The following is a 25,374-nucleotide window of genomic DNA, read 5'->3' as shown; positions in this document are numbered from 1 at the left end:
AATGAACGCCGAATTCACCGAGTTGCTCCGCCCGTTCCTCAAGTTCGCCGGCCCGGACGAGATCACCGAGGAGTCCCGCCTGCGCGACCTCGGCCTGGACTCGATGCGCGAGATCGAGCTGCTGTTCGCCATCGAGGACACGTTCGGGGTCGCCGTGCCCGACGACAAGCTCGTCGACTCGACCTTCGCCACCGCCGGTGGACTGTGGAGCGTGGTCGAGGAACTGCGCACCCCGGTCGGCGGTGGTTCCCGATGACCGCGCCCGCCGGGTACGCCCCGGCCGTCGAGACCGTCGCCGACGTGGCGGCGGAGCACGCCCGGGAGGCCGACGAGAACGCCGTCTTCCCGACCGAGGCGCTGGCCGCCATGCGCCGTACCGGGCTGCTGGGGCTGCTGGTCCCCGAAGCCGAGGGCGGCGCCGGCGGTACGCTGCCGGACCTGGTCGACGTCACGCTGGCGCTGGGCCGGGTGGACATGTCGGTGGCGATGGTCTTCGCCATGCACTGCCAGCAGGTCGCCGCGATCACCGCGTACGGCGGGGAGAAGCTGCGCGCCGAGGTGCTGCCGGCGGTGGCCCGGGGCGAGCGGTATCTCGGCTCGGTCACCACCGAGGCCGGCAAGGGCGGTCACCTGATGACCGCCGAGTCGGCGCTGGAGCACGACGGCGAGATGCTGCGCGTCGACCGGCAGGCGCCGATCGTCACCGGCGGCCCGTACGCCGACGCCTTCCTGATCACCACCCGCGCCCCGGGGGCCGACTCGGCCGCCCAGGTGGACCTGGTCTACGCCGACCGGGACCAGGTGGAGATCGAGGTGACCGGCGGGTGGCGCCCGCTGGGCATGCGGGCCACGCACAGCGTGCCGATGCGGCTGCGCGGCGCGGTGCCGCAGTGGCAGGTGGTCGGCGAGCACGGCGGCTTCCGGGAGATCGCCACCACCGTCTTCGCGCCGCTGGCGCACGTCGGCTGGGCGGCGGCCTGGATCGGGGCGGCGGCCGGCGCGTACGGCCGGGTGCTGCGGCACGCCCGCAGCGAGGCGGGACGGCGGCAGTTCGCCCCCTCCTCCGAGCTGGTGCTGCTGCGGCTGGCCGGCATCCGGGCCCGGCTGGACGCGGCGCACGCGTTGCTGCGCCACACCGTCTCGGTGGTCACCGACGCGCCGGACATGTCGGCGGCACCGGTGCAGATGCTGCTCAACACGCTGAAGATCCGCGCGGCCGAGGAGTCCTTCGCCGCCGCGCACGAACTGGTCGAGCTGGCGGGCCTGCGCCACGGCTACCTGACCGACTCGCCGCTGACGCTGGAGCGCACGTTCCGGGATCTGCGCTCGGCCTCGCTGAACTACGCCAACGACCGGCTGCGCCTGGCCAACGGGGCGCTGTCGCTGCGCGACCCGGGGGTGCGTCTTGCCTGAGCCGACGACGCCGACACCGCCGCCGCCGCCGACGCCGACGACGCCGACACCGCCGCCCGGGGACCAGGCCGCCTCCGTACGGGCTGCGCTGTCCGGAGTGGACCTCGGCGACCCCGGCGCCGTGTGGCGCGCGCTGGGCGCCGCCGGGATCGTCGAGGCGCTCTACCCGGACGGCGTGCAGCCGGACCCCCGGCGGCTGTCGGTGCTGCTCACCGAACTGGACGCCCGGTGCCCGCTCGGCGTGACGCTGTCGGTCTGCGTCCAGGTCGCCACCGTGCTGCCGCTGCTGGCCGGCGCGACCGGGCCGGCGGAGCGCGCGCGGCGCGGGATGCTGCGCGGCGAGACGGTGGTGGCGCTGGCCGTCACCGACGCCGGCGGGTCGGGCTCGGACCTGCTCGACGCCGCGACCCGGGTGAAGCTGGGCGACGACGGCGCCGTCCTGGACGGCGGCAAGGACTGGATCACCAACGCGACGAGCTGCGACGCGGCGCTCGTGCTGGCCCGGCACCGCGAGGCGCGGCACTTCACCAGCTTCTGCTGGCTGCTGGTGCCGGCCGGCGCGCCGGGCGTGACGGTCGGGTCCGCCGGCCGGGCGTTCGCCGGGTCCGGCGTGGGCCACCTGCGCTTCGCCGGCGTGGCGCTGGGCCCGGACGCCGTGCTGGGCCGCCCCGGCCGGGCGCTGGCCGGGTTCGCCCGGCAGGTCGGCGTCGAACGGGTCGCCGGAGCGCTGTGGGCCCGGGCGATGTGCCACCGGATGCTGGCGGGCCTGCGCGACTGGCTGCGGCGGCGACCGGCCGGGGCGGGCACGCTCTGGGACCGCCCGGCGGTCCGCGAGCGGTACGCCCGATGCCTGGTCGCCACGCACCAGCTCGACGCGCTGTGCGCGCCGCTGCTGGACGCGCCGGCCGCCGTCCCGTCCGCGGTCACCGGGATGCTGCTGAAGGTCAGCGCCGCCGAGACCGTGGACCGGGTCGCCGCCGAGGCGGTGCGCCTGCGCGGCGCGGACGCGTTCCGCGACGGCGGGGAGGCACAGCTGCGCACCGAGGCGGCCATGTTCGGCATCGCCGGTGGCGCCACCGGCGCGATGCTCGCCGGCATCGCCGACCACGCCGACGAACTGGCGGGCGCGGTGACCTGAGCGCGGCGTCCCACGCCGGCGGCGCCGCAAGACCGATCGACGACAGCACAGTGAAGGGAGCAACGCCGTGAGTCTCTACTCCTGGTTCGAGCGGACCGTCGAACGCGTGCCTGAGGCGGTCGCGCTGGAGGTCGGCGGGGAGCCGGTGACCTACCGCCGGCTGCGCGACCTCGCCGACGGCCTCGCCGGGCGGATCCACGCCGAGGTGGGCCGGCGCCCCCGCGCGGTCGGCCTGCTGGCCGCCCGCAGCCTGCCCGCGTACGCCGGTTATCTGGCCGCGCTGCGCGCCGGAGCGGTGGTGGTGCCGCTCAACCCGGCCTTCCCGCCGGCCCGCACCGCCCGGGCGTGCCGGGACGCCGGCGTGGACGCGCTGGTGGTCGACGACGCCGGCGCCGCGACGGCGGCGCAGGTCGCGGGCGACGCCGTGACGGTACGCCTCGACGGCGCGCCGGGCGTCCCGCCGCCGGCCGCCCCGGTGGCGCCGGACGACGTGGCGTACCTGCTGTTCACCTCCGGCTCGACCGGGCGGCCCAAGGGCGTGCCGATCCGCCACCGCAACGTGGACGCGTTCCTCACGCACTGCCGGGACCGCTACCCGGTCGGCCCGGGCGACCGCCTGTCGCAGACCTTCGACCTGACCTTCGACCCGTCCGTGTTCGACATGTTCGTCGCCTGGGGTGGCGGCGCCACGCTCGTGGTGCCGCAGCCGGACGAGGTGCTGACGCCGGTGCGGTTCGTCAACGAGCGGCGGATCACGCACTGGTTCTCGGTGCCCTCGGTGGTCTCGCTGGCCCGCCGGATGCGGATGCTCTCCCCCGGCGCCATGCCCGGCCTGCGGCACAGCCTCTTCGCCGGTGAGGCGCTGACGCTGGAGCAGGCGCGGGCGTGGGCGGCGGCGGCGCCGGGCAGCGTGGTGGAGAACCTCTACGGTCCCACCGAGCTGACCGTGACCTGCACCGGTCACCGGCTGCCCGCGGATCCGGCGGCCTGGCCGGCGACCTCGAACGGCACCGTGCCGATCGGCGACGCGCACCCCGGGCTCGACGCGATCCTGCGCGCGGAGGACGGCACGGTCGGCGGTGACGGCGGCGAGCTGTGCGTGCACGGGCCGCAGCGGTTCGACGGCTACCTCGACCCGGCCGACGACGAGGACCGGTTCGTCACGGACGCAGGCCGCCGGTACTACCGCACCGGTGACCGGGTCCGCCGCGAGCACGGCACGCTCGTGCACCACGGGCGCCTGGACGACCAGGTGAAGCTGCGCGGCTACCGGATCGAGCTGGGCGAGATCGAGATGGTCCTGCGTGGCCACCCGGGCGTGCAGGACGCGGTGGTGCTGGCGTTCGGCGCGGGCGACGACGTCTCCCTGCGGGCGGTCTACACCGGCGCCGACGGGATCACCGACGAGCTGACCCGCCGGTGCGCGGACCGCCTGCCCGGCTACATGGTGCCGGCCCGGATCCACCACGTGGCCGCCCTGCCCACGAACGCCAACGGCAAGACCGACCGGCGCCGGACCGCCGACCTGGTCGGCAGCGCGACGAGAGGAGCACGGTGATGACCAGCACAGGGAACGGACAGGACCAGGAACGGGCGTTCCGCTCGGTGGCCGGACGCTTCGCCACCGGCGTGGCCGTGGCGACAGCCGTCGGACCCGACGGCCCGGTGGGGATGACCGTCAACTCCTTCACCACCGTGTCGCTGTCACCACGGATGCTGCTGGTCTGCCTCCGGCGGGACTGCCGGCTGCTCGGCGCGGTGCGGCGTACCGGCCGGTTCGCGGTGACGGTCCTCGGCGACGACCAGCGCGAGGAGGCGGCCTGGTTCGCCAGCCGGGGCCGGCCGGCGGGCGCCGACGGCTTCGCGGGTGTGGCCTACGACCACGAACGGGCGACCGGCTGCCCGCGCCTGACCGACGGGGTGGCGTACTTCGGCTGCGAGGCGGTCTCCGCCGACCCGGCCGGTGACCACGCGGTGCTGATGGGCGAGGTCCGCTCCGCGGGCCTGCTCCGGCCTACGCCGCCGCTGCTGTTCGTGGACGGCGACTACGCGCGGCTCGCCGCGCCGCGGGAAGCGCAGGTGGCGCGATGAGCGTCAGTGCCGCTCCCGGCGACCTGCGCCACCTGAGCCTGCGCGCGGCGCGGGCCGGTGCGGACGCGATCCGCGAGGCGCGGGGCCGGGGCCTGCAGACCGAACACAAGGGCGGCGCGGCCCAGGATCCGGTGACCAGCGCCGACCACGCCAGCGAACGGGCCATCCTCGGCCTGCTCGCCCGCGACCGGCCGCAGGACGCCGTCCTGGCCGAGGAGTCCGGGGCCAGCGACGGCTGTTCCGGCCTGCGCTGGATCGTCGACCCGCTCGACGGCACGCTGAACTTCAGCCACGGCGCGAGCCGCTACGCGGTCAGCATCGCGGTGGCGACCGGCTGCGACGTGGGCGACGGGCAGGTGGTCGCGGCCACCGTCCTGCAACCGGCCACCGGCGCCTGCCTGGTGCTCGACGACGGCGGCGCGCTCGACGGCGACGCCCCGGTCGCGGTCAACCGCGAGGCCGAGCCGGGGCACGCCCTGGTGGCGTTCGCGGTACCGAACGCGCCCGGTCCGCGGCGGCGGGCGTACCAGGCGCTCGTCGGCGTCGCGCCGCGCGTCGCCGACCTGCGCAACACCGGCTCCACCGTCTGCGACCTGGCCGCGGTGGCCCGCGGGGAACTGGACGCGTTCCTCAGCTTCGACCCCGCGCCGTGGGACATCGCGGCCGGGGCCGCGCTGGTGGAGGCCGCCGGCGGCGTGAGCCGGCGGTGGCGCCACGACGGGTTCGAGGTGTTCGGCACCGGCGCGCCGGCCGTGGTGGCCGCGCTGGCCGGCTGGCTGGGCGACAGCGGCACGGACGGCCACGACGGCACCGACGGCCGCGACGGCACCGACGGCACCGACGGCACCGACGAGGAGAGGGGAAGCGACGATGACCGGCAGCGATGAGTTCCGGCTGGCGCTGGTGGGAGCGGGCCGGATGGGCCACCACCACCTGCGGGCCCTGGCCGACCACCCGGCGGTCCGGATCCGGTACGTGGTCGACCCGGTTCCGGCGGCACGGGAGGCGGTCGCCGCGGCCGGGCTGCCGGCGTACCCGAGCGTGGAGGACCTGCTCACGGACGCCGTGCCGGACGGTCTGCTGGTGACCGCGCCCACCGGGCGGCACGGCGCGCTGGTCGCGGCCGCGGCCAAGGCCGGGCTGCCGGTGCTGTGCGAGAAGCCGGCCGGGCTCGACCCGGCCGAGGCGGCCGAGGCGGGACGGGTGGCCGCCGCCGCCGGGATCCCGTTCCAGGTCGCCTACTGGCGCCGGTTCGTCCCGCAGCTGCACCGGCTGCGGGAGCGGATCGCCGACGGCGAACTGGGCGAGGTCCTGTTCGTGGCCGCGGCGCAGTGGGACGGCGAGCCGCCGGCGGCGGCGTTCCGCACCGGCAGCGGCGGGATCTTCGTGGACATGGGCGTGCACGAGTTCGACCAGATCCGGTGGCTGACCGGGCAGGAGGTCGACCGCGTCGCGGTGCAGCCGGCCGGGCCGGTCACCGACCCGGCGGTACGCGGCCGGGACGTGGACAGCGCCCAGGCGTTGCTCGGCCTGTCCGGCGGCGGCACCGCGCTGGTCTCGCTCGGCCGGCACCACCGGGGCGGCGACATGGCGACGGTGGAGGTCTTCGGCACCCGGGACCACGAGCGGCTGACCTTCCTCGACCCGGCCGACGGGGACGCCACCATGTACGCGGCCCTGGCCCGCCAGGCGGAGGACTTCGCCGGGCTGGTCCGGGAGGGCCGGTCTGCGGGCGCCGGGGTGGCGGACGCGGTGGCGGTGCTCGACGCGGCGCGGCGGGCGACAGCGCAACTCACCCGGGGTCACGAAGTACACACCGATCGGTGACTACTTGCACCATCTGGGAGCGCGGTATTCCCCAGCCGAAGGTGGGAAATCCATCGGTACACCACACTGTGGACGGTACTGCGGAGCGGGGGAATGCATCGATGCGGTTCAGTGTTCTCGGCCCGCTGACAGTTCATGTGGACGACCGCCCGGTCACGCTCACCGGCACCAAGCCCCGCCTCCTGCTCGCCGTGCTGCTGCTGAGCCCGGGGCGCACGGTCGCCACCTCCCGGCTGGTCGACGGCCTGTGGCCGGACTCGCCGCCCGCGTCGGCGGTACGCAACCTGCGCACGTACGTGCACCGGCTGCGGCAGGCGCTGGACCGCGGCGGCGACTCGGCCGGCCGGCTGGTCCACGACGGCACCGGCTACCACCTGCGGGTCGACGAGGACGAGTTGGACCTGCTGCGGTTCCGGCGTCTCGCCGACGAGGCACGCCGGGCCGCGCGGGGGGACCGGCCGGAGGCCGCCGCCGACCTGTTCGACCGGGCGGTCGAGCTGTGGGGCGGGCACCCGCTGGAGGACCTGGCGGATCCGGGCACCGACCTGGGCGCGACCGTAACGGCGTTGCGGGAGCAGCACCGGGAGATGACGACCGAGCTGATCGACCTGCGCCTGCGGCTGGGCCAGCCGGCCCGGGTCATCCCGTCGCTGCGCCGGCTGGTGGCCGAGGAGCCGCTGGACGAACGCCGGCAGGCGCAGCTGGTGACCGCGCTGACGCAGGAGGGACGCGTGGCCGAGGCGCTGGCCGTCTACCAGCAGGCCCGGCGCGGCATCGTCGACGAACTGGGCGTCGACCCCGGTCCCACGCTCCAGGGCGCCCTCCACACGGCGCTGGACGCGGACTCCGCCGAGGTCCGCCCGTCGGCCGGCCGGCCGACGGCCGCCGGCACCGGGCCGGCGTCGCCGCCCGGCCCGCCGCCGAGCCCGCAGGCCCTGCCGATGAAGCCGCCGTCCCTGGTCGGCCGGGACACCACCGCGGGCCAGCTGCGCGCGATCGCCGAAGGGATCGCCGACCCGGCCGACGCCGACGAGCACGCCGGGGTCGTGCTCGTCTCCGGCGCGCCGGGCGTCGGCAAGTCCTCGTTCTCCGTGACCAGCGGGTACGACCTGGCCGATCTCTTCCCCGACGGTCAGCTCTTCGTCAGCTTCGACAGCGGCGACGAGCCGCCGCGCGGCAGCGGGGAGCTGATCCGGGAGCTGCTGGTCGAGCTGGGCGTGCCGCTCACCGACGTGTCCGAGGACATCCGGGAACGCTCCGCCGCGCTGCGCTGCGCGCTCGCCGGCCGGCGGCTGCTGCTCATCATCGACGACGTCGACTGCGCGCAGCAGGTTCGCCCGCTGCTGCCCGGGGCGGGCCGCAGCCTGGTGCTGATCAACAGCCGGCAGCGCCTGCTGGACCTGGACGTGGGCTGGCGGTTGACGCTCGGCTCGCTCGACCGGGCCGACGCGGTGGAGCTGCTGGCCACGATCGCGGGCGAGCGCCGGGTACGCGAGCAGCCGGAGGTGTTCGGCCGGATCGCCGCGGCCTGCGACCAGCTGCCGCTGGCCCTGCGGATCGTCGGCAGCCGGCTCGTCACCCAGCCCGACGTCGCCCTGCCCGGCTTCGCCGCGCATCTGGAGGACGAGGAGAACCGGCTGTCGGAGCTGTCCGTCGGGGACATCTCGGTGCGCGACAGCCTCTCGGTCAGCTACCAGGCGCTGGACGTGGACGCCCGCCGGGCGCTGCACGCGCTGGCCCGCGCCGACTCGTTCATCACCGCGTCCAGCGCGGTGGAGATCCTCCGACTGCCCCGGCAGCAGGCCAACCGGATGGTGGAGCGCCTGATCCAGCACAACCTGCTGGTGCCGGTCGACTCCGGCGCCCCGGGCGAGCGTTTCCACCTGCCGGAGCTGCTGCGGATCTTCGCCCGCGAGTGCGTGGACGCACACGGCCGGCCGCTGCCAGCGGCCTGAGCCGCCGTACGCGGTGTGCGGGCCACCCGGCCCGCACACCGCGATCCGGGTGTGGCTACTTGAGGAAGCGGTCCAGCGCGGCCTCGATGGTGCCGCTGTCCGGGGACGCGTACGACTTCATCGTCACCTTGTTGTAGGAGATGAAGCTCGGGCACCGGGCGGCGGGCGCGGTCACCGTGCCGCCGTCGCCGACCTTCTCGCCGGTCTTGGCGGCGTGGAAGGTCAGGGTGTACCGCGAGGAGATGTAGTCGACCGTGACGACCTTGTCCTCGCTGTTCTTGTACTGGCACTTCTTCGGCGTGCCCTCGCTGCCCTCGACCATCTTGAGGCAGCCGATGACGGACACCGTGGCGAAGTCGGCCGACTTCGCGTAGTACGGCTTGGCCGAGCTGATCGTCTTCTGCGACCAGAACGACGGTCGGTCCGGGGAGTTGGAGAAGACGTACGCCTTCGAACCCGCCGGCGCGGTGTACGGGGCGGCGTTGAGGATCGCTCCCCCGTCGCAGACCGCCGACATCTCGCTGGCGTAACGCGCGGTGATCGAGTCGTTGTTGGTGGGCCCGTCCGGCCCGGTCGACTCCGGCCCGCCCGCACTGGGGGTCGCGGACGGGCTGTTGTCCGGCCCGGGGGTGGCGCTGCCCGAGGCCACCGGCTTCGGGTTCTCCTCGTCGCCGTTGAAGGCGACGTAGGCGAGGCCGCCGCCGCAGCACAGCAGCGTCAGCGTGACCGCACCGGCGGCGAGGCCGACGATGAGGCCCTTGCTCTTGCCGCCGCTGGGGGGCGGGGTGGGCGCGTACGGCGCCGGCTGCCCGGGGTAGCCCGGCTGGCCGGGGAACGGCGCCGCGGGCTGCGCGCCGTAGGGAGCGCCCGACCCGGGCTGAGCGCCGTACGGCGCGCCCGACGCGGGCTGGGCGCCGTAGGGAGCGCCCGACCCCGGCTGGGCGCCGTACGGGGCGCCCGACGCCGGCTGCGAACCGTAGGGCGCACCGGAGGCCGGCTGCGCGCCGTACGGGGCGTTCGGGTCGGGCTGGTTGCCCCACGCTCCGGCGTTCGGGTCCGGATAGCCTCCGTAGGGAGGGTGATTGTCACTCATCTGAGGTTCTTCCACCTGTCGTCCGTGGTTCCGGCGATCAACCACCCCGCAGCGTAATGACGCCTGCAAATTCACGATCGCCGACACTCGATGCGTTCTTCACCAGCCGTGCCGGGGTCACTCCGGTGCGTGCGTGCCCGGATCCGGCATCCAGCCGCCTATCAGGCGCGACGCGCCGGGGACCGTTGTGACGCAACGGATCGACCGTTCGGCGCCGGACCTGTACCCGACATCACCGACGCCGAAAAGTGTGACGTACGCGACACCCCTGGCCGGCCGGAGGGACGGCGGCGGACCACATCCCGGAACGGGATTTAGTGAGGCTTATCGATATTGACGCATGTCACGGGCGCGGACAGAATCCCAGCACCACCACCAGGACCCCTCCGGGAGGGCCCCATGAACCGTCCCCGCCTGCCGCTCCTGCGGACCGCCGGCCGGATGACCGCGCTCGTCGCGGCCGCCGCCGGCGTGCTGCTCGCCGCCGCCGCACCCGCCGTCGCCGCCGCACCCTCCGGGCGCTACGTCGCGCTCGGCGACTCCTACACCTCCGCCCCGCTCGTCCCCACCCAGGTCGACCTGAACTGCCTGCGCTCCAACCGCAACTACCCGTCCCTGGTCGCGGCGTCCGCCGGTTCGGCGTCGTTCGCCGACGTGAGCTGCTCCGGCGCCACCACCGAGGACATCCTGTACGGCGGCGACGGCGCGCTGGGCATCGCGCTGCCGCCGCAGGTCAACGCCGTCACCTCGACCACCGCGCTGGTGACCGTCCAGATCGGCGGCAACGACATCGGCTTCTCCGGCATCATCGGCGACTGCGCCGAGGCGAGCGTGAGCAGCCCGCTCGGGTCACCCTGCAAGGACCGGTTCACCGCGGGCGGCACCGACCAGTTGCGGGCCCGGATCGCCGCGACCGCGCCGAAGGTGACGGCGGTGCTGCGGGCGGTCCGCCAGGCCGCGCCGAACGCGCGCGTGGTGGTGCTCGGGTACCCGGCGATCCTGCCCGACAGCGGATACGGCTGCTGGCCCGTGGTGCCGATCGCCTACCAGGACGTGCCGTACCTGCGCGGCGTCCAGAAGGCGCTCAACACGATGCTCGCCGACACCGCGGCGGCGGGCGGCGCGAGCTACGCCGACGTCTACACGCCGTCGATCGGCCGGGACACGTGCAAGAGCAGCGGCACCCGCTGGGTGGAGGGGCTGGTGCCGCAGAACGCGGCCGCGCCGTTCCACCCGAACGCCCGGGGTGAGCAGGGCATGGCCACGGCCCTGCTGGCGCACCTGAACTGACCCGGCCGGGTGAGCCGGTCCCGCCGTGTCGGGACCGGCTCACCGCCGGTAGGGCGACGGGTCGGCGAACCGGTCGGTGGTCGTGACGAACCCCCAGCACTGCTTGGTGTTGAACACGACCGCGTCCTTGCAGTACGCCGGGCTGGACGTGGCGGTGGCGTCGGCGACCAGGACCGGGTTGTAGTCGCGGAAGTAGGCGCTCTCGATCGTGGTGCTGACGCACTGGTCGGCGTTGACGCCGCAGACGAACAGCGTGTGGATGCCCTGGGTGCGCAGCACCTGGTCGAGATGGGTGCCGTAGAACCCGCTCATCCGCACCTTCTCGACCATGACGTCGTCGTCGCGGATCAGCGGCTTCAGCTCGTCGACCATCTCGGCGCCCCACTCCCCGGCGGTGAGCACCCGCCCGTGGTCCAGCGGCTGGCCGATGCCGCACTGGTCGGGCGTGTGCTTGAACGAGTGCAGCGTCGGTGCGCCCAGGTTGCGCAGGTCGGGGCGGTTGTGCCAGTACACCCAGATGACGAACATGTCGTGGCGGCGGGCGGCCTCGACCGCGCGTACCACCCCCGGGATGGCCTCCCGGCAGGCCCGGTAGTCCAGCCCGGAGCGGTGGGTCCAGCCGCCCTCGGCGCAGAAGTCGTTCTGCATGTCGACCACCGCCAGCGCGCCCCGTCGCGGGTTGTCGGCGAACGGCATCAGCTCCGCGTCGAAGCGGAGCAGGTCCTCCGGCGGGTCGTCCGGGGCGAACAGGACGTGATCCGGATAGAGGTGCCACCTGTCGGTGCTGGCGGCGAGCTGCACGCCGCCGTCGCCGGTGTCCCCGTAGACCGCCCGTCGCCCCGCCATACCGTCCGTTCTAGCCGCCCGGCGGACCGGCCGGGCGGCTACAGCGGCAGTGCATCCGTACGGGTGCGGGCGTCAGACCCGGGTGATGCGTACCGCGTCGGCGACCACGTAGCCGGTCCCCGCGCTCCAGCGGCTCACCCCGACCTTGTCCCCGGTCCCGGCGGCGAGCGTGAACACGCCGAGCGACACCCAGCGGCCGCCGCCGGCGCGCTGGTCGACGGTCACCGTCCGATTGCCGGTGGTGGTGGCCACCAGGTACGGGGTGCGGTCGTTGTAGCCGGGGTCGGCCGGGTACCACACCGAGACCTCGTAGGCGCCGGTCGCGGGCAGGGTCGTCCGGAACCAGGCCACGTCGCTGGACGCCACGGGTGCGGCGAAGCGGTAGTCGGCGCCGTGGCGCTGCGCGGAGTACGCGGAGGTGCCCCAGGCCGCGCCGGCGGTGAACCCGCCCGCCGTGGCGTTGTCGACCGTGACGCTCCACGACGCGGGCGGCGTACCGGCCCGTACGTCCAGGTAGTTGCGGTCGATCTTCATGGTCACGCCGCCCCACGTCTCGGTGACGTCGCCGGCGTACTGGTGCAGGCGCTGCTGGTCGGCGTAGCGGTCGTCGGCGCAGTACGTGCCCCCGTCGGTGTCCGCGACCCCGTTCCACCAGGCGATCCAGATCTGGTCCAGCCGCAGGTACCGGGTGTCGTGGTAGGCGGCGCAGACGTCGGTGATGCCGGACGAGCCGCTGGAGTACATGCCGGCGAGGTAGCCGCGAGTGTGCAGCCGCTCGACCCAGCCGGAGAGGAAGGAGAGCACCGCGGCCCGGCAGCTCGCGTTCGACGGGTACTGCTCGATGTCGTTGTAGAGCGTGCTGCCCGCGCCGATGCCGAGCGCCGCCGCGGCGGCGGCCGCGCTGTCCGCCGCGGTCCTGCCCTGCCCGCGGGCGGTGGCCGCGTCGGCGGACATCTTCGGCGTACGGGTGCCGCACGGCGCCTGGTAGCCGAGCTCGATGGGGATGAGCCGCCAGCCCTTGCGGGTCTGGTCGGCGACCCAGGTCGCGGTCAGGTTCGGTTGGGCGCAGGTGCGGCTGCCGCCGCTGATGTAGACGCCGACCGCGCGGTACGGCGAGGCGGCGAGCCAGGCGTCCATCGCGGCCTGCGACGGCGCGGTGCAGGTGTCGAAGCCCTTGCCGGTGAACGTGCCGGGCTGCGGGCCGACCGCGGCCAGGGCGGACTGCGACTCGGCGGCAGGCTGCGGGCCGGCGACAGCCGGTGTCCCGGCCCGGGCCGGGACGGCCGATGCCGTTGCCGGGACGGCCGTGGCCGCGACCACGGTGAGAAACGTCAGGGCCGTGGCGATCGCTCTCATCGGCGCCCCTCCTGTGCGGGATTCCTCGCTCGACGGCGAGACATGGGCAGGATTTCTACCACGCATCGACGGATGACGACAGATGATGGTGGCGAAAGTTTTCACCGAAGAAACGATCAATGAAGGGTATCGACAAGACGCCGGAAGCCGGTATAGCGTTCCCGCACTCACATCCGTCGATCGGTGAAGCGCCGTCACCCGAGGAGCGCCATGCCCACGTCACGATCCCCCCGTCTGCGACGCCGAGGTCTGCTCGGCGTACCCGCCCTGGTGGCCGCCGCCCTCGCCGTGGCCGTCCGGCCCGGCACGGCGCTCGCGGCGCCGAAGGCCGAGTGCCTCGCCGACCTGCTCGGGGAGCAGTGATGGCCACCATTCCCTGGCTCGTGGACGTGCTGCGGGCCGCCGGTGTGCAGGTCGTGGTCGAGGGCGACTGGCTCAACCGGATGCGCCCCGGCTCCTTCGACCCGATCGGGGTGCTCTGGCACCACACCGCGGCCACCTCCAGCGCCACCAACCCGCACCCGGCGCTGAACATCTGCATCAACGGCCGTTCCGACCTGCCCGGCCCGCTCTGCCAGGCGCTCGTGGACTACAACGGCGTGTTCCACGTGATCTCCGCCGGCCGGTGCAACCACGCCGGCACCAGCGGCGGCAGCGGCCCGATCCCGGCCGGGGACGGGAACACGCTGATGATCGGGTGGGAGATCGACTACAACGGCGTCGACCAGCGGATGACCACCGCCCAGTACAACGCCAGCATCGCGGCCACCGCCGCCGTGCTCAAGCGGCTCGGCCGGGACTCCAGCTACGCCCGGGGACACCGGGAGACCAGCACCACCGGCAAGATCGACCCGTCCTTCATCGACCTGAACACCATGCGCGCCGACGTGGCCGCCAAGATGGCCGGCGGCGGCACCGGCTGGACGTCGATCGTGGACAACGCCACCGCGGGCCGGTTCACCGCGAGCGCCAGCTGGGGCACCTCGACGTACTCCGGGCAGCGCTACGGCGCCGACTACCGCTACGCGGACCCGGTCGCCGCGAGCGACGCGGCCTGGTACAAGTTCAACGTCCCGCGGACCGGCAACTACCGGGTCGAGGCGTGGTGGCCGGCGAACGCGGGCTACAACGCGGCCACGCCGTACATCGTCGCCACGACCACCGGCAACCGGACGATCGTGGTCGACCAGCGGGCGACCGGCGGGCAGTGGCGCTCGCTCGGCACGTTCACGCTGCCGGCCGGCGACGCCAACCGCGTCGCGGTCAGCCGGTGGAGCTCCGCCGCCGGCCTGGTCATCGCCGACGCGGTCCGGCTGACCGAGGTCTGAACCCGGGGATGCGGCCGGGTGGCATCCCACCCGGCCGCATCCGTCCCGACGTCAGCGCAGCGACCGGAAGGCCGCCCGCATCTCCTGGGCGAACAGCTCCGGCTGCTCCCAGGCGGCGAAGTGCCCGCCCCGGTCCACCTTGTTGTAGTGGATCAGGTTCGGGTACGCCCGCTCGGCCCAGCTGCGCGGTGCGAGCAGGATCTCGTCCGGGAACTGGCTCACCGCGGCCGGCACCCGGACGCCCTTGGCGGCGAAGAACGACAGCGCGTTCTGCGCGTACAGCCGGGCCGAGGACACGCCCGTGTTGGTCAGCCAGTAGAGCGTGACGTTGTCCAGGATGTCGTCGCGGCTCAGCCCGCCGGGCCGGCCGGCGAAGGCGGCGCAGATCAGGTCCAGGCTCGCCGCGTCGTGGTCGAGCATGAACGTCGCCAGGCCGACCGGCGAGTCGGCGAGCGCCACGAGCGTCTCCGGACGGGTCGTCATGATCAGCGCGTACGCGGAGTGCTTCCAGAAGAAGTCGATCCGCTCGCAGGCGGCCCGCTCCTCGGCCGACAGCCCGGCCGGCAGCTCCGCGAGCGGGTTGTTGACACCGGTGATGCCGCTCTGCAACAGCGCGTCGATCTCCGGCGGCACCACGCAGGGCATGTTCGTGTGGATGCCGGCCAGCTCCGGCGGGGCCTGCACGCCGAGCATGTCGGTGATCAGCGCGCCCCAGTCGCCGCCCTGCGCCACGAAGCGGGTGTAGCCCAGCCGCCGCATCAGCTCCGTCCAGGCGCGGGCGATGTGCTGCGGATCCCAGCCGGGCCGGTCCGGCTGACCGGAGAACCCGTAGCCGGGCATCGACGGGATCACCAGGTGGAACGCGTCCGAGGCGCTGCCGCCGTGCGCCGTCGGGTCGGTCAACGGACCGATGATCTTCAACTGCTCGATCACCGAACCGGGCCACCCGTGCGTGACGATCAGCGGCAGCGCGTCGGGGTGCGGCGAGCGAACGTGGATGAAGTGGATGTCCAGGCCGTCGATCTCGGTGACGAAGTTCGGCAGGTCGTTGAGCCGCGCCTCGACCCGGCGCCAGTCGTACTCGGTGGCCCAGTAGCGGGCGAGCGCCTGACTGGTCTCCAGCGGCACGCCCTGCGACTGGTCGTCCACGGTCTGGCGCTCCGGCCAGCGGGTGGCCGCGATCCGGACCCGCAGGTCCTCCAGGTCCGCCTCCGGCACCTCGACGCGGAACTCACGGATGCCGGCGCCGGTACGCGTCGGCGTCATGGTCTTGACGGCCACGGGTTGTCCTCCTCGGGTCGGGTCAGGGACCGAACGTGAAGACGTACGCGCGGAAGCCGGGCCGCTCGGCGCGCAGGGTGAGCCGGTGCTCCCCCGGCGTCGCGCCGTCGACCAGCCGGATCATGGCCGCCCGGTCGACGAGGACCCGGTCGTCCGGGCCCACGTCGGCTCCGCGCGCGTCAGCGGCCGGTTTCCCGTCCAGCAGCACCCGAATCCCGGCCGGTCCCTCCGGTCCCGGGTCGGCCACCAGGTTCACCTCACCGGCGGTGAACGGCAGGACCAGCTCGGCGCCGGCATCGCCGGTCTCGACGTACTCGCCCTCGACCCGCCAGTCGCCGGTCAGCGCGTACGTGCCGGGCACACCGCGGTCGGCGCCGAGGTAGGTCTCCGGGGTGATCCCGGCGTACGTGGGCTGCGGGCCGGTCACGAACGCGGTCACCTCCGCTGTGACCGGCGGCAGCGCGGTCGCGGGCGCGGCGGTCTCGACCAGCCGCCGGATCAGCGCCTCGGTCCGGTCGTAGTCGCCCTCGCCGACCCAGCGGTCGGCCAGCCGCCCGTCGGCGTCGAAGAGGTACTTCGCCGGCCAGGCGTCGTTGCGCAGGGCACGCCAGAACGTGTAGTCGTCGTCGATCGCGATCGGGTAGGTGAGCCCGTGGTCGCGGATCGCCCGGTCGATGTTCTCCGGGAGCCGGCCGAACGCGAACTCCGGCGCGTGCGCGCCGACGACAGTGAGCCCGAGGTCGCGGTAGTCGCGGTGCCACGCCCGCACGTACGGGGCGGTGCGGATCCAGTTCACGCAGGTGTACTCCCAGACGTCGACGAGGACCACACGTCCGCGCAGATCCTGCGGCGTCAGCGGCGCGGAGTTCACCCAGCGGCCGACGTCGATCGGCGGCAGCCGGGTCGCCACCGCGGCCCGGGTCATCCGCGGTTCCCGTCGCCGAGGTCGACGGCGGTCGCGCCGACCACCGCCCGGTCGCCCTGCTGCACGTATCCGACGACCGACGCGCGGCGCGGGTCGGGCGCCGCCGGCACGTCGATCTCCATCCGGCCCCGCTCCCCGTTCAGCTCGGTGGAACAGAACGCGCGCACCACCGTGTCCTGGCGCAGCCGCCGCCCGGCGTTCTCGCCCCGGGGGACGTCGTTCTCCAGGCCGCGCTCCACCACCGCCACGTTCAGCCGGGCCTGCTCGGGCAGCGCTCCGGTCTCGTAGTCGAGTACCACGTGCCCGGCGTCGGCCGTCACGACGGACAGCGTCACCGGCGTGCCGGGCGACGCGGCCAGCGCGGCGTCGATCGCCGAGCCGGCCTGCCGGCGGTCCGACCCGACGAACTCGACCGTTCCGTTGACGATCATCTGCGGCGTGTAGAGCCCGCCGGTGCGCAGCGTCCGCGCGTACCGCTCCTGCCGCAGCGTGTGCGCCTGCGCGCCATAGGGATCGGCCCAACCCAGGTGGTCCCAGTAGTCGACGTGGAAGCCGAGCGTGTAGACCCGCTCCCCGCGCTCACGCGCGTCCCGGTCGATCTCGGACAGCACCTCCTCGGCGGGCGGGCAGCTGTCGCAGCCCTGGGAGGTGAACATCTCCACGACGGCGAAGCCGTCGCGCGGGGACGATGCGCCGGTCATGCGGGCTCCCTTCGTCCGAGGACGTCCGCCGGCGGTTACCCGGACGGCGCGGCTTCGAACGGGCCGCCCGCCGGGCCCACGGGCGTTTGCCCCCGGCCCGGCCGGGTAGGACGCTGCGCCACCCGAGGGCGGGCCGTGCCAGGCGGCGTGGGCGGCCGGGACGTCGCGGAGGGTCGATGACGGCTGGACCAGGGCGGGCACAGGCGCCGTCGGGCGAGGTGGTGGAGCTGCGGGTGCACGGCGTCTCCTCGGCCGGCGCCGCCGAGGTGCTGGGCCGGCCGCTGGTCCGGCAGGTCGCGGGCGACCGCAGCGCGGGCTTCTACCGCCCCCGCCCCGGGCTCGCCGACGCGCAGGGCGCCGGCGGGGTGACGCTGGAGGCGTACCGGTGGAACGACCTGCCGTCCGGCACCGCGCTGCGTACCCTGTCGCTGCTGTTCCTGATGCCCTTCATGCTGCTCAACGTGGCCGTGTGGATGCGGCCGGGGGACGCGGTCGGCGGCGCGGTGGTGCGAGGGCTGTGCCGGGTGCTCGGGTTGAGCCTGACCGCGCTGTACGTGCTCGCCGGCGCCGGGGTGGCGCTGGACCTGGTGGCCTGGCAGTGCCTGTCCGTGCCGGCCTGTATCTCCGACCGGGAGTGGCTGTCCTGGATGGGCGGGCGGCCGGTCGGGTTGCGGCTCGTGGTGCTGGCGCTGGTCCCGACCGCCGCGGTGAGCCTGGTCTGGTGGGGCGCCCGGCGTCCGGGACGCTCGTTCACCGCGTTCCGGGCGCCGGAGCGGGCATCCGCCGGCCCTCCGTTGAGCACGATCGGCCAGTGGGACACCGAGCCGCTGATGGGCCGGCTGCGCTCGATCCACATCGCGGCGGCCTTCGCCACCCTCGACGGCTGTCTCCTCGCCGCCCGGGCCGCGCAGGGCGTCCCGCCCACTGTGGCGGCGCTGCTGGCGGTCACCGGCGCGGTGCTGCTCGCCTGCGTGGTCCTGGTCTGCGTGCCGCCGCTCGTCGACCGGGCGCCCGCCGACCCGCGACGCGACCGGGTCGCCCGGGTGCTGCGCGGCACCGCGGTCGGGCTCACCGTCGTGGTGGCCGGGTACCTGCTGTTCGCCCCGGTCCGCTGGCGTACCGGCGGGGGCCTGCCCGGCTACGGCTCGATCCTGACCTGGCTGCTGGTCACGCACGCGGTCCTGCTCGGCGGCCTGGGGGTCGTGCTGCTCTGGCACCGGCTGCGGGTACGCGGCCACCAGCCGCCGAACGGGCTCGGCGCGCTCGTGGTCGCGGCGGCGGCGGGCGGGCTCGCGGTGGCGTACTCCGCCGAGCTGGTCCAGCGCACCGCCGACCTGCTGGACCGGGGCGTGTCCCCGGCGGACGACATACCGGGTCCGGCGCGCGCGTACACCTGGGCGATCTACGGTTTCTTCCGCGCCCTGCTGGTCACGCTGGCGGCCGCCGCCGTGGTGGCGCTGGTGTCCCGGCGCGGCCGGATCCGGGCCGCCCAGGCGGTCGTCGAGCGCGACTTCCCGGCGCCGCCGGCCGAGGCGGCGCCCCGGCTGCGGCAGGTCCGGACGATGATCGTGCGGGCCCGGTTCACCGACCTGCTGGTGCCGTTGGCGGTGCTGTTCGCCGTCATGGCCGGGGCGGGCGCGGCGACCACCGCGATGGCGCTGGTCCGCCCCGAGCCGGGCGAGGCCCTGGAACGCCGCACGCACGTGCCGGCCGAGCTGGTCATGTTCGGCATCGAGGTGGGCGGGGTGGCGCTCTCGGCGGCGGGGCTGGCCCTGGTCGTGGCCGGGATCTTCGCCTACCGCAGTCCCGGGTTCCGCCACCACGTCGGCGTGCTCTTCGACCTGGCCACGTTCTGGCCCCGGGCCGCGCACCCGTTCGCACCGCCCTGCTACGCCGAGCGGGCCGTGCCGGAGCTGGCCCGGCGCATCACGTACCTGGTGCGCAGCGGAAACGGGGTGCTGCTGTCCGGCTACAGCCACGGCTCGGTGCTGGTCGCCGCCACCGTCCTGCAACTGCCGGCGGAGATCAGCGCGCGGGTCGCCCTGCTCACGTACAGCTCGCCGCTGCGCCGGCTCTACGCCCGGCTGTTCCCCGCCTACGTCGGCGACGAGATGCTGCGCGGGATCGGCGGCCGGCTCGGCTGGCGGTGGCGCAACCTGTGGCGGGACACCGACGCGCTGGGCGGCTGGATCTTCTCCCCGCACCGCGCGGACGAGCCGGCCCGCGTCACCGGCCCGGAGGCGACTGTGGACCGTCGTCTCCGGGATCCGGAGAGCCTGGTGGCGCCGCCCTGGGACAGCGTCCCGCCGCCGATCAAGGGTCACCTTCCGTCCGAGGACGACCCGGCGTACGCCGAGACGGTGCGGGACCTGGCCGGGCGGCTGCGCGCCCCGGGCCGTGACGCCATCGAGCCCTGACGCGGGCGGGGCGTCACGCCGCCGGGTGGTCCGCCTCGAACCGTTCCCGGGTGAGGAACGCCAGCCTCGCCCGCTTGTCCGGCATGTCGATCTCGTCGCCGAGCGTGAATCCCTCGATCCGCAGCCGGCGCAGCATGACGTCGTTGCGGACGTCCGGCTCGACCACCACGCGGCGCGCGGCCGGGTCCCGCAGCAGGAACCGGACCAGGGCCGGGAAGACCGCCCCGGTCAGCGAACCGGGATACCGCCGGGGCGCGTCGAGCAGCAGGTGGATCCCGACGTCGCCGGGCAGCACCGGGTAGCGGTCGCCGACCGGGTCCGCCTCCGGCTGGTAGGTCTGGAACAGCCCGATCGGCTCGCCGTCGAGCCGGATCAGGTACGCGTGGTGGGTGTCCAGCCCGTCGACGAACGCGTAGATCTCGCGTACCTCGTCGACTGTGTGCGAGCCCATGCCCCAGAACCGGTTGCGGGGCCGGACCACCCAGCCGTGCAGCAGTTCGGCGTGCCGGTCGGGGCGTACCGGCTCCAGCGCCAGCTCGCCGAGGCCGGGGATCCGTTCCAGGTGGATCACGTCGGCTCGTCTCCCGTCAGTGGGCCGGCGGGCACCGGGACCAGCGTCCCGGCGGCCCAGTGGGTGAGTTGGTCGGCGAAGTGCGCGTCGCCGGGGCGCCCGGATGCGCCGAACGGGACGATCCAGCGGCTGGCCGCCCGGTCGGTCAGGTCCCACACGTAGCGGGCCACCGGGCCGCGCCAGCAGGCGTCGGAGACGCCCGGCACGCTGGACGTGGCCAGCACGCAGTCGGTGTCACCGGCCAGCGCCACCCGCTGCCGCATCGCCGCGACCGCGTCGGTGACCGCCGGGGCGACACCCAGGTGCACCGGGTGCAGCAGGTGCCGGCCGCCCCACTCACCGGGCGCCGGGCCGGCGGCCACCTCGACCAGCGCCTCGGCGGCCGGTGCCGCGAGGCCGGCGCCGAACTCGGCGGCGAGGTGGTCCAGCGCCAGGCCGATCCGGGCCGCCGGGTCGGTCCAGGGCGCGAACAGCTCGTCGAAACCGCACGGCTCGCCGAGGGCACGCAACCTCGGGTGTACGCGCAACCGCCGGGCGAGTGCCGCCCGCCAGGCCGCGTACGCGCCGGCCTCGGCCGAGCCGGCCGCCATCGCCCAGTCCCAGCCGCGCAGCCGCAGCAGCAGCGCGCGGGCGGGTTCGTCGAGCCGGCCGGGGTCGAGCCGGCCGAGCAGCCGGTACAGCGGCCCGGCCGGGAGCCGGTCGTCGGTGTGCACCGTGGACGCGTCGGCGCCCTGGGCGAGCAGTTCCCGGATCCGGCGGGCCCGGTGCGGCGGGGCGAAGTCGGCGCCGTGTGCGGCCACGTCCTCGCGGCGGTCGTTCGCGCACACCGCCACGCCGTCGACCGGTTCGTCCACGAGCGGCAGGTAGTCGCCCCGCCACCGGTAGGCCGGCTCCCAGGCCGGTACGGGTTCCCGGCGGCACCGCTCGTCGCGTACCGGGACCAGGCCGGCGACCAGGCGGCGGACACTGCCCCCGGTGTCGGCGGCGAGCACGCTGTTGACCGGCTCGACCCAGTGGCGCAGCGCCTCGGCGACGTCACCGGTGTGCCGGGCGCGCAGCAGTGGCAGCAACGCCTCGAAGCCGAGGCGGGCCTCGACCCGGCTCGGCGTGCGCAGGGCGATCGCGTCGCCGGTGACCCGGTCGTGGTCGATCACCGGCCCGCGCGGCGTCTCAATCACCTCGACCGTCTCCGGGGCGCCGCCGCGGACCTCGATCTCCTCGACGTGGCGCGCGGCGGGCGTCCAGCCGTCCGCCTCGCGCACCAGCACGCGGTCGCCGTCGCGGCGCAGCCGTTCGCGGTAGAGGTCCTGGTAGTCGGCCATCGCGTTGGTGACGGCCCAGGCCACGTGGCCGGTGTGGCCGAAGTGCGGCAGGCCGGGTACGCCGGGGAAGGCGAGGCCGATCACGTCGAACTCCGGACAGGCGAGCCGGACCTGCTGGTAGACGCCGGGTAGTTCGAGCAGCCGGTGCGGGTCCCCGGCGATCACCGGGCCGCGCCCGGTGGCCGGGTCGGCGGGCAGCGCCCAGGCGTTGCTGCCGGAGGACGCCGGTCCCTCGACCGCGAACAGCCCGGCCGCCTCGGGGCCGAGCGTGCGGGCCACGTGCGCGTGCCAGAGCTTGTTCGGGAACGTGGAGAAGAGCACGTGCTGGACGAGGAAGACGCCGAGCGGCGACCAGGGCTGCCAGGGTTCGGGCGCGGTGCCGGTGGCGGCGAACTCGGGCGCGCCGGCAGCACCCTCGGTGAGTCCGGAGTTGACCCCGTCGACGTACGCCTCGACCCACCGCCGGGTGTCCGGGTCCAGGCCCTCGTAGCAGCGCCGGGCGGTGTCGTCCAGCCGTACGCGCCGGGCGAACCGGTCCCACGCCAGTTCGGCCGCGCCGACGTGGGCGGCCAGCCGGCCCTCGGCACGCCATCGTTCGACGCTGATCTGCCAGGCCCGGTCCAGCGCGGCGACACGCCCCTGCAGACGCGCGAGCGCGTCGACGTCGGCGGCCCACAACCGGGGCACACCCCACCTGTCGCGATCGACGTACGTCATCGTCTCACGCCGCCTCGGCGCGCCGGGCGCCGGTTCCGCTCCACAGTCAACTTAGGATAACCTCCCCTAACCGAGGGCGACCTTACCGCGACGCGGCCAAGGCGCCAACCACCGGCGCATCCGGGACAAAGCACCCCGAGTCGTGCTTGCTAGTTAGGCCAGCCTAACCTAACCTGATCGCCGCGGCTGTCGCCGCGTGTCCTGTCCGTACGACCGCTGGGAAGTCGCATGAGTTCGATCGGGAGCCCGACCGGCGCCGCGCCCACCGACACCGGCCGCGCCGCCGCCACGGCACGCGGCCACCTGTTCAACGCCGGCACGCTCGCGCGGTACCGGGACGTGCTGGCGCGCGGCGTCGACCGGGTCGCCCGCCGGGTGGGCGAGGCGGACCGGCCGTTCACCGGCGTCACCCCCGACGAGCTGGCGCCGCTCATCGGCGCCATCGACCTGGACCGGCCGCTCGGCGACACCGACGCCGCCCTGGACGAGCTGCACGACGTGTGGCTGCGCGACGCGGTCTACTTCCACCACCCGCGCTACCTGGCCCACCTGAACTGCCCGGTGGTCATCCCGGCGCTGCTCGGCGAGGCGGTGCTCAGCGCGGTCAACTCCTCCCTGGACACCTGGGACCAGAGCGCCGGCGCGACGCTGATGGAGCGGCGCCTGATCGAGTGGACGGCCGGGCGCATCGGGTTCGGCGCCGGCGCCGACGGCGTGTTCACCAGCGGCGGCACCCAGTCGAACCTCCAGGCGATGCTGCTGGCGCGCGAGGAGGCGTACCGCACGGTGGTGGGCGGCGGCAGCGCGACCGGCCGGCCGGACCGGCCGCAGGTGCTGTCCAGGCTGCGCATCCTCACCTCCGCGGCCGGGCACTTCAGCGTGCAGAAGGCCGCCAAGCTGCTCGGCCTGGCCGCCGACGCGGTGCTCACCGTGCCCACCGACGCCACCCGCCGGATGCGCACCGACGAACTGGCCCGCACCATCGACCGCTGCCACCGCGACGGCCAGGTGGTGATGGCCGTCGTCGCCACCGCCGGCACCACCGACTTCGGCACCGTCGACCCACTGCCGGAGATCGCCGACATCTGCGCCGCCGCGGGCGTCTGGTTGCACGTCGACGCCGCGTACGGCTGCGGGCTGCTGGTCTCCCCCACCCGCCGGCACCTGCTCGACGGCATCGAACGGGCCGCGTCGGTGACTGTGGACTACCACAAGTCGTTCTTCCAGCCGGTCAGCTCCAGCGCGCTGCTGGTCCGCGACGGCCGGACGCTGCGCCACGCCACCTGGCACGCCGACTACCTCAACCCGGCCCGCGCGGTCGAGCAGGGCATCCCGAACCAGGTCGACAAGAGCATCCAGACCACCCGCCGGTTCGACGCGTGCAAGCTCTGGCTGACCCTGCGGATCATGGGGCCGGACGCGATCGGCGCGCTGTTCGACCAGGTCGTCGACCTCGCGGCGCAGGCGTGGCGGCGGCTCGACGCCGACCCGCGCTTCGAGGTGGCCGCGCCGTCGCAACTGAGCACAGTGGTCTTCCGGTACCGGCCGCCCGGCCTCGCGCCCGACCTGGTCGACGAGGCCAACCTGCACGCCCGCGACGCGCTCGCCGCCTCCGGCGCGGCCCTGGTCGCCGGCACCAAGGTCGACGGCGCCCACCACCTGAAGCTCACCCTGCTCAACCCCGAGACCACAGTGGACGACATCGCCCACGTGCTGGACCTCATCGCCGACCACGCCGCCTGGTACGCCCGGACCGCGGCCACCGCCGAGCTGTCCTGCCCGGTCTGACCCCCGCCGAGGAGAACGAGAACATGTCGACCCACGACTTCATCGCCGTCGGGCTGGGCCCCTACAATCTCGGCCTGGCCTGCCTCACCGCGCCGATCGACGACCTCGACGGGCTGTTCCTGGAGGCCCGCGACAGCTTCGACTGGCATCCCGGCATGCTGCTGGAATCCACCCGGCTCCAGACGCCGTTCATCGCCGACCTGGTCACGCTCGCGGACCCCACCTCGCCGTACTCGTTCCTGAGCTACCTGAAGGAGACCGGCCGGCTCTACCCGTTCTACATCCGGGAGAGCTTCTTCCCGCTGCGCGCCGAGTACAACGACTACTGCCGCTGGGCCGCCGGGAAGCTGCCGAACCTGCGCTTCCGGCACACCGTCACCGCCGTCGAGTACGACGAGGCCGACGACCGGTACGTGGTGCACGCGGACACGCCGGACGGCCCGGCCACCCACCGGGCGCGGCACCTCGTGCTCGGCACCGGCACCCCGCCGTACCTGCCGCCGGCCTGCGCCGGGCTCGGCGGTGACATGATCCACAACTCGCGCTACCTGGAGCACCGGGAGGCGCTGCGGGCCAAGGACAGCATCACGATCGTCGGCAGCGGCCAGAGCGCCGCGGAGATCTACCACGACCTGCTCGGCGACATCGACACGTACGGCTACCAGCTCACCTGGGTGACCCGCTCGCCGCGGTTCTTCCCGCTGGAGTACACCAAGCTCACGCTGGAGATGACCTCGCCGGACTACGTGGACTACTTCCACGCGCTGCCCGAGCCGACCCGCTACGCGCTGGAGGCCGCGCAGAAGCCACTGTTCAAGGGCATCAACGCCGACCTGATCAACGACATCTACGACCTGCTGTACGCCAAGAGCCTGCACGGGCCGGTGCCGAGCCGCCTGCTGACCAACACCGAACTGGTCGAGGCGGCGTACGCCGACGGCCGCTACCGGCTCGGGCTGCGCCACACCGAGCAGGACCGCGCGTTCACGCTCGACACCGCGGGACTGGTGCTGGCCACCGGCTACCACTACCGGGTGCCGGAGTTCCTCGCGCCGGTCCGCGACCGGCTCCGCTTCGACGCGCACGGCCGCTTCGACGTGGCCCGCAACTACAGCGTCGACCACACCGGCCGGGGCGTGTTCCTCCAGAACGGCGGCACCCACACGCACAGCATCACCTCACCCGACCTGGGCATGGGCCCGTACCGCAACTCGTGGCTGATCCGGGAGATGACCGGCCGGGAGCACTACCCGGTGGAGAAGACCATCGCGTTCCAGGAGTTCGGCGCCCCGGCCGGGGCCCCGGCATGACCGGC

Annotated in this window: 22 protein-coding genes; 14 read left to right on the top strand and 8 right to left on the bottom strand. The window is 74.4% G+C overall.

Annotation, left to right across the window (positions count from 1 at the left end; translation table 11 throughout):
- The first annotated feature begins 1 nt into the window (after position 1).
- The 8 genes from EAD96_RS10585 to EAD96_RS10550 all read left to right on the top strand — a co-directional run bounded on the left by EAD96_RS10585 (position 2) and on the right by EAD96_RS10550 (position 8,424).
- A complete protein-coding gene (locus EAD96_RS10585; RefSeq protein ID WP_114920141.1) occupies positions 2-256 on the top strand; it encodes a phosphopantetheine-binding protein in 255 nt (84 codons plus the stop codon).
- Positions 253-1,413 carry an acyl-CoA dehydrogenase family protein gene (locus tag EAD96_RS10580; protein ID WP_120570343.1) on the top strand — a complete coding sequence of 387 codons (1,161 nt, stop codon included), beginning with the start codon at positions 253-255 and terminating at the stop codon, positions 1,411-1,413. The genes EAD96_RS10585 and EAD96_RS10580 overlap by 4 nt, the downstream gene beginning before the upstream one ends.
- Positions 1,414-1,510: 97 nt before the next feature.
- Positions 1,511-2,551, top strand: coding sequence for an acyl-CoA dehydrogenase family protein (locus EAD96_RS10575; RefSeq protein ID WP_233585627.1), 1,041 nt, complete (start codon positions 1,511-1,513; stop codon positions 2,549-2,551).
- Between the two features lie 67 nt (positions 2,552-2,618).
- Positions 2,619-4,109 (top strand): amino acid adenylation domain-containing protein, encoded by a 1,491-nt coding sequence (locus EAD96_RS10570; RefSeq protein WP_121684145.1) that lies wholly within the window; start codon positions 2,619-2,621, stop codon positions 4,107-4,109.
- A complete protein-coding gene (locus tag EAD96_RS10565) occupies positions 4,109-4,642 on the top strand; it encodes a flavin reductase family protein (protein ID WP_120570346.1) in 534 nt (177 codons plus the stop codon). The genes EAD96_RS10570 and EAD96_RS10565 overlap by 1 nt, the downstream gene beginning before the upstream one ends.
- Entirely contained in the window at positions 4,639-5,529 is an 891-nt protein-coding gene (locus tag EAD96_RS10560; protein WP_121684144.1) for an inositol monophosphatase family protein, read from the top strand. The genes EAD96_RS10565 and EAD96_RS10560 overlap by 4 nt, the downstream gene beginning before the upstream one ends.
- Positions 5,513-6,469, top strand: a complete 957-nt coding sequence (locus tag EAD96_RS10555; RefSeq protein WP_121684143.1) for a Gfo/Idh/MocA family oxidoreductase — start codon at positions 5,513-5,515, stop codon at positions 6,467-6,469. Before EAD96_RS10560 ends, EAD96_RS10555 begins: the two co-directional genes overlap by 17 nt.
- A 101-nt stretch (positions 6,470-6,570) precedes the next feature.
- The gene (locus EAD96_RS10550; RefSeq protein WP_121684142.1) at positions 6,571-8,424 is read left to right on the top strand and encodes an AfsR/SARP family transcriptional regulator; all 1,854 of its coding nucleotides are present in this window, start codon (positions 6,571-6,573) and stop codon (positions 8,422-8,424) included.
- Between the two features lie 55 nt (positions 8,425-8,479).
- Here EAD96_RS10550 and EAD96_RS10545 read toward each other — a convergent pair whose 3' ends face one another.
- Positions 8,480-9,517, bottom strand: a complete 1,038-nt coding sequence (locus EAD96_RS10545) for a hypothetical protein (RefSeq protein ID WP_121684141.1) — start codon at positions 9,515-9,517, stop codon at positions 8,480-8,482.
- A 399-nt stretch (positions 9,518-9,916) separates the two neighbouring features.
- On the opposite strand from EAD96_RS10545, the gene EAD96_RS10540 reads away from it, so the two are divergent.
- Positions 9,917-10,807: an SGNH/GDSL hydrolase family protein gene (locus EAD96_RS10540; RefSeq protein ID WP_047891061.1), complete on the top strand. Its 891-nt coding sequence runs from the start codon at positions 9,917-9,919 to the stop codon at positions 10,805-10,807.
- Positions 10,808-10,846: 39 nt separating this feature from the next.
- Here EAD96_RS10540 and EAD96_RS10535 read toward each other — a convergent pair whose 3' ends face one another.
- Entirely contained in the window at positions 10,847-11,653 is an 807-nt protein-coding gene (locus tag EAD96_RS10535; RefSeq protein ID WP_120570351.1) for a cysteine hydrolase family protein, read from the bottom strand.
- A 72-nt stretch (positions 11,654-11,725) separates the two neighbouring features.
- Positions 11,726-13,009: a glycoside hydrolase domain-containing protein gene (locus tag EAD96_RS10530; protein ID WP_121684140.1), complete on the bottom strand. Its 1,284-nt coding sequence runs from the start codon at positions 13,007-13,009 to the stop codon at positions 11,726-11,728.
- A gap of 210 nt (positions 13,010-13,219) precedes the next feature.
- Between EAD96_RS10530 and EAD96_RS31180 the strand changes: the two genes are divergently transcribed.
- Complete coding sequence (locus EAD96_RS31180; RefSeq protein ID WP_162959110.1) at positions 13,220-13,372, top strand: hypothetical protein; 153 nt, start codon at positions 13,220-13,222, stop codon at positions 13,370-13,372.
- Positions 13,372-14,337, top strand: a complete 966-nt coding sequence (locus EAD96_RS10525; RefSeq protein ID WP_120570353.1) for an N-acetylmuramoyl-L-alanine amidase — start codon at positions 13,372-13,374, stop codon at positions 14,335-14,337. The genes EAD96_RS31180 and EAD96_RS10525 overlap by 1 nt, the downstream gene beginning before the upstream one ends.
- A 51-nt stretch (positions 14,338-14,388) precedes the next feature.
- Here the strand turns inward: EAD96_RS10525 and EAD96_RS10520 are convergent, their stop codons facing one another.
- Genes EAD96_RS10520 through EAD96_RS10510 form a run of 3 tightly spaced genes read right to left on the bottom strand, consistent with a single transcriptional unit; the run spans position 14,389 to position 17,244 of the window.
- On the bottom strand, positions 14,389-15,618 hold the full coding sequence (locus tag EAD96_RS10520) for an epoxide hydrolase family protein (RefSeq protein WP_120570354.1): 1,230 nt from the start codon (positions 15,616-15,618) through the stop codon (positions 14,389-14,391).
- Positions 15,619-15,640: 22 nt separating this feature from the next.
- Positions 15,641-16,543: a redoxin gene (locus EAD96_RS10515; protein ID WP_120570355.1), complete on the bottom strand. Its 903-nt coding sequence runs from the start codon at positions 16,541-16,543 to the stop codon at positions 15,641-15,643.
- Positions 16,540-17,244 carry a thioredoxin family protein gene (locus EAD96_RS10510; protein WP_121684139.1) on the bottom strand — a complete coding sequence of 235 codons (705 nt, stop codon included), beginning with the start codon at positions 17,242-17,244 and terminating at the stop codon, positions 16,540-16,542. Before EAD96_RS10510 ends, EAD96_RS10515 begins: the two co-directional genes overlap by 4 nt.
- Before the next feature lie 176 nt (positions 17,245-17,420).
- Here EAD96_RS10510 and EAD96_RS10505 point away from each other — a divergent pair, with 176 nt between their 5' ends.
- Positions 17,421-19,661 (top strand): hypothetical protein, encoded by a 2,241-nt coding sequence (locus tag EAD96_RS10505; RefSeq protein WP_121684138.1) that lies wholly within the window; start codon positions 17,421-17,423, stop codon positions 19,659-19,661.
- A gap of 13 nt (positions 19,662-19,674) precedes the next feature.
- On the opposite strand, the gene EAD96_RS10500 is transcribed toward EAD96_RS10505, so the two are convergent.
- Together EAD96_RS10500 and EAD96_RS10495 are read right to left on the bottom strand one after the other, a co-directional pair.
- Entirely contained in the window at positions 19,675-20,232 is a 558-nt protein-coding gene (locus EAD96_RS10500) for a GNAT family N-acetyltransferase (RefSeq protein ID WP_120570358.1), read from the bottom strand.
- The gene (locus EAD96_RS10495) at positions 20,229-22,271 is read right to left on the bottom strand and encodes a penicillin acylase family protein (RefSeq protein WP_121684137.1); all 2,043 of its coding nucleotides are present in this window, start codon (positions 22,269-22,271) and stop codon (positions 20,229-20,231) included. Before EAD96_RS10495 ends, EAD96_RS10500 begins: the two co-directional genes overlap by 4 nt.
- A 228-nt stretch (positions 22,272-22,499) precedes the next feature.
- Between EAD96_RS10495 and EAD96_RS10490 the strand changes: the two genes are divergently transcribed.
- Positions 22,500-24,059, top strand: coding sequence for an aspartate aminotransferase family protein (locus EAD96_RS10490; protein ID WP_121684136.1), 1,560 nt, complete (start codon positions 22,500-22,502; stop codon positions 24,057-24,059).
- 23 nt (positions 24,060-24,082) lie between these two features.
- The gene (locus tag EAD96_RS10485) at positions 24,083-25,369 is read left to right on the top strand and encodes a lysine N(6)-hydroxylase/L-ornithine N(5)-oxygenase family protein (protein WP_121684135.1); all 1,287 of its coding nucleotides are present in this window, start codon (positions 24,083-24,085) and stop codon (positions 25,367-25,369) included.
- Positions 25,370-25,374: the final 5 nt, after the last annotated feature.

The organism is Micromonospora sp. BL1 (assembly GCF_003667485.1).
Lineage (GTDB): Bacteria > Actinomycetota > Actinomycetes > Mycobacteriales > Micromonosporaceae > Micromonospora > Micromonospora tulbaghiae.
The sequence above is the reverse complement of the archived record's forward strand: the minus strand, read 5'-3'. Positions and strand labels throughout refer to the sequence as shown.

Excerpts from the sequence above, each read along its gene's own strand:
- EAD96_RS10585 (WP_114920141.1), top strand. The coding sequence starts at position 2 with ATGAACGCCGAATTCACCGAGTTGCTCCGCCCGTTCCTCAAGTTCGCC.
- EAD96_RS10580 (WP_120570343.1), top strand. The coding sequence starts at position 253 with ATGACCGCGCCCGCCGGGTACGCCCCGGCCGTCGAGACCGTCGCCGAC.
- EAD96_RS10565 (WP_120570346.1), top strand. The coding sequence starts at position 4,109 with ATGACCAGCACAGGGAACGGACAGGACCAGGAACGGGCGTTCCGCTCG.
- EAD96_RS10560 (WP_121684144.1), top strand. The coding sequence starts at position 4,639 with ATGAGCGTCAGTGCCGCTCCCGGCGACCTGCGCCACCTGAGCCTGCGC.
- EAD96_RS10555 (WP_121684143.1), top strand. The coding sequence starts at position 5,513 with ATGACCGGCAGCGATGAGTTCCGGCTGGCGCTGGTGGGAGCGGGCCGG.
- EAD96_RS10550 (WP_121684142.1), top strand. The coding sequence starts at position 6,571 with ATGCGGTTCAGTGTTCTCGGCCCGCTGACAGTTCATGTGGACGACCGC.
- EAD96_RS10545 (WP_121684141.1), bottom strand. The coding sequence starts at position 9,517 with ATGAGTGACAATCACCCTCCCTACGGAGGCTATCCGGACCCGAACGCC.
- EAD96_RS10540 (WP_047891061.1), top strand. The coding sequence starts at position 9,917 with ATGAACCGTCCCCGCCTGCCGCTCCTGCGGACCGCCGGCCGGATGACC.
- EAD96_RS10535 (WP_120570351.1), bottom strand. The coding sequence starts at position 11,653 with ATGGCGGGGCGACGGGCGGTCTACGGGGACACCGGCGACGGCGGCGTG.
- EAD96_RS10530 (WP_121684140.1), bottom strand. The coding sequence starts at position 13,009 with ATGAGAGCGATCGCCACGGCCCTGACGTTTCTCACCGTGGTCGCGGCC.
- EAD96_RS31180 (WP_162959110.1), top strand. The coding sequence starts at position 13,220 with ATGCCCACGTCACGATCCCCCCGTCTGCGACGCCGAGGTCTGCTCGGC.
- EAD96_RS10525 (WP_120570353.1), top strand. The coding sequence starts at position 13,372 with ATGGCCACCATTCCCTGGCTCGTGGACGTGCTGCGGGCCGCCGGTGTG.
- EAD96_RS10515 (WP_120570355.1), bottom strand. The coding sequence starts at position 16,543 with ATGACCCGGGCCGCGGTGGCGACCCGGCTGCCGCCGATCGACGTCGGC.
- EAD96_RS10510 (WP_121684139.1), bottom strand. The coding sequence starts at position 17,244 with ATGACCGGCGCATCGTCCCCGCGCGACGGCTTCGCCGTCGTGGAGATG.
- EAD96_RS10505 (WP_121684138.1), top strand. The coding sequence starts at position 17,421 with ATGACGGCTGGACCAGGGCGGGCACAGGCGCCGTCGGGCGAGGTGGTG.
- EAD96_RS10495 (WP_121684137.1), bottom strand. The coding sequence starts at position 22,271 with ATGACGTACGTCGATCGCGACAGGTGGGGTGTGCCCCGGTTGTGGGCC.
- EAD96_RS10490 (WP_121684136.1), top strand. The coding sequence starts at position 22,500 with ATGAGTTCGATCGGGAGCCCGACCGGCGCCGCGCCCACCGACACCGGC.
- EAD96_RS10485 (WP_121684135.1), top strand. The coding sequence starts at position 24,083 with ATGTCGACCCACGACTTCATCGCCGTCGGGCTGGGCCCCTACAATCTC.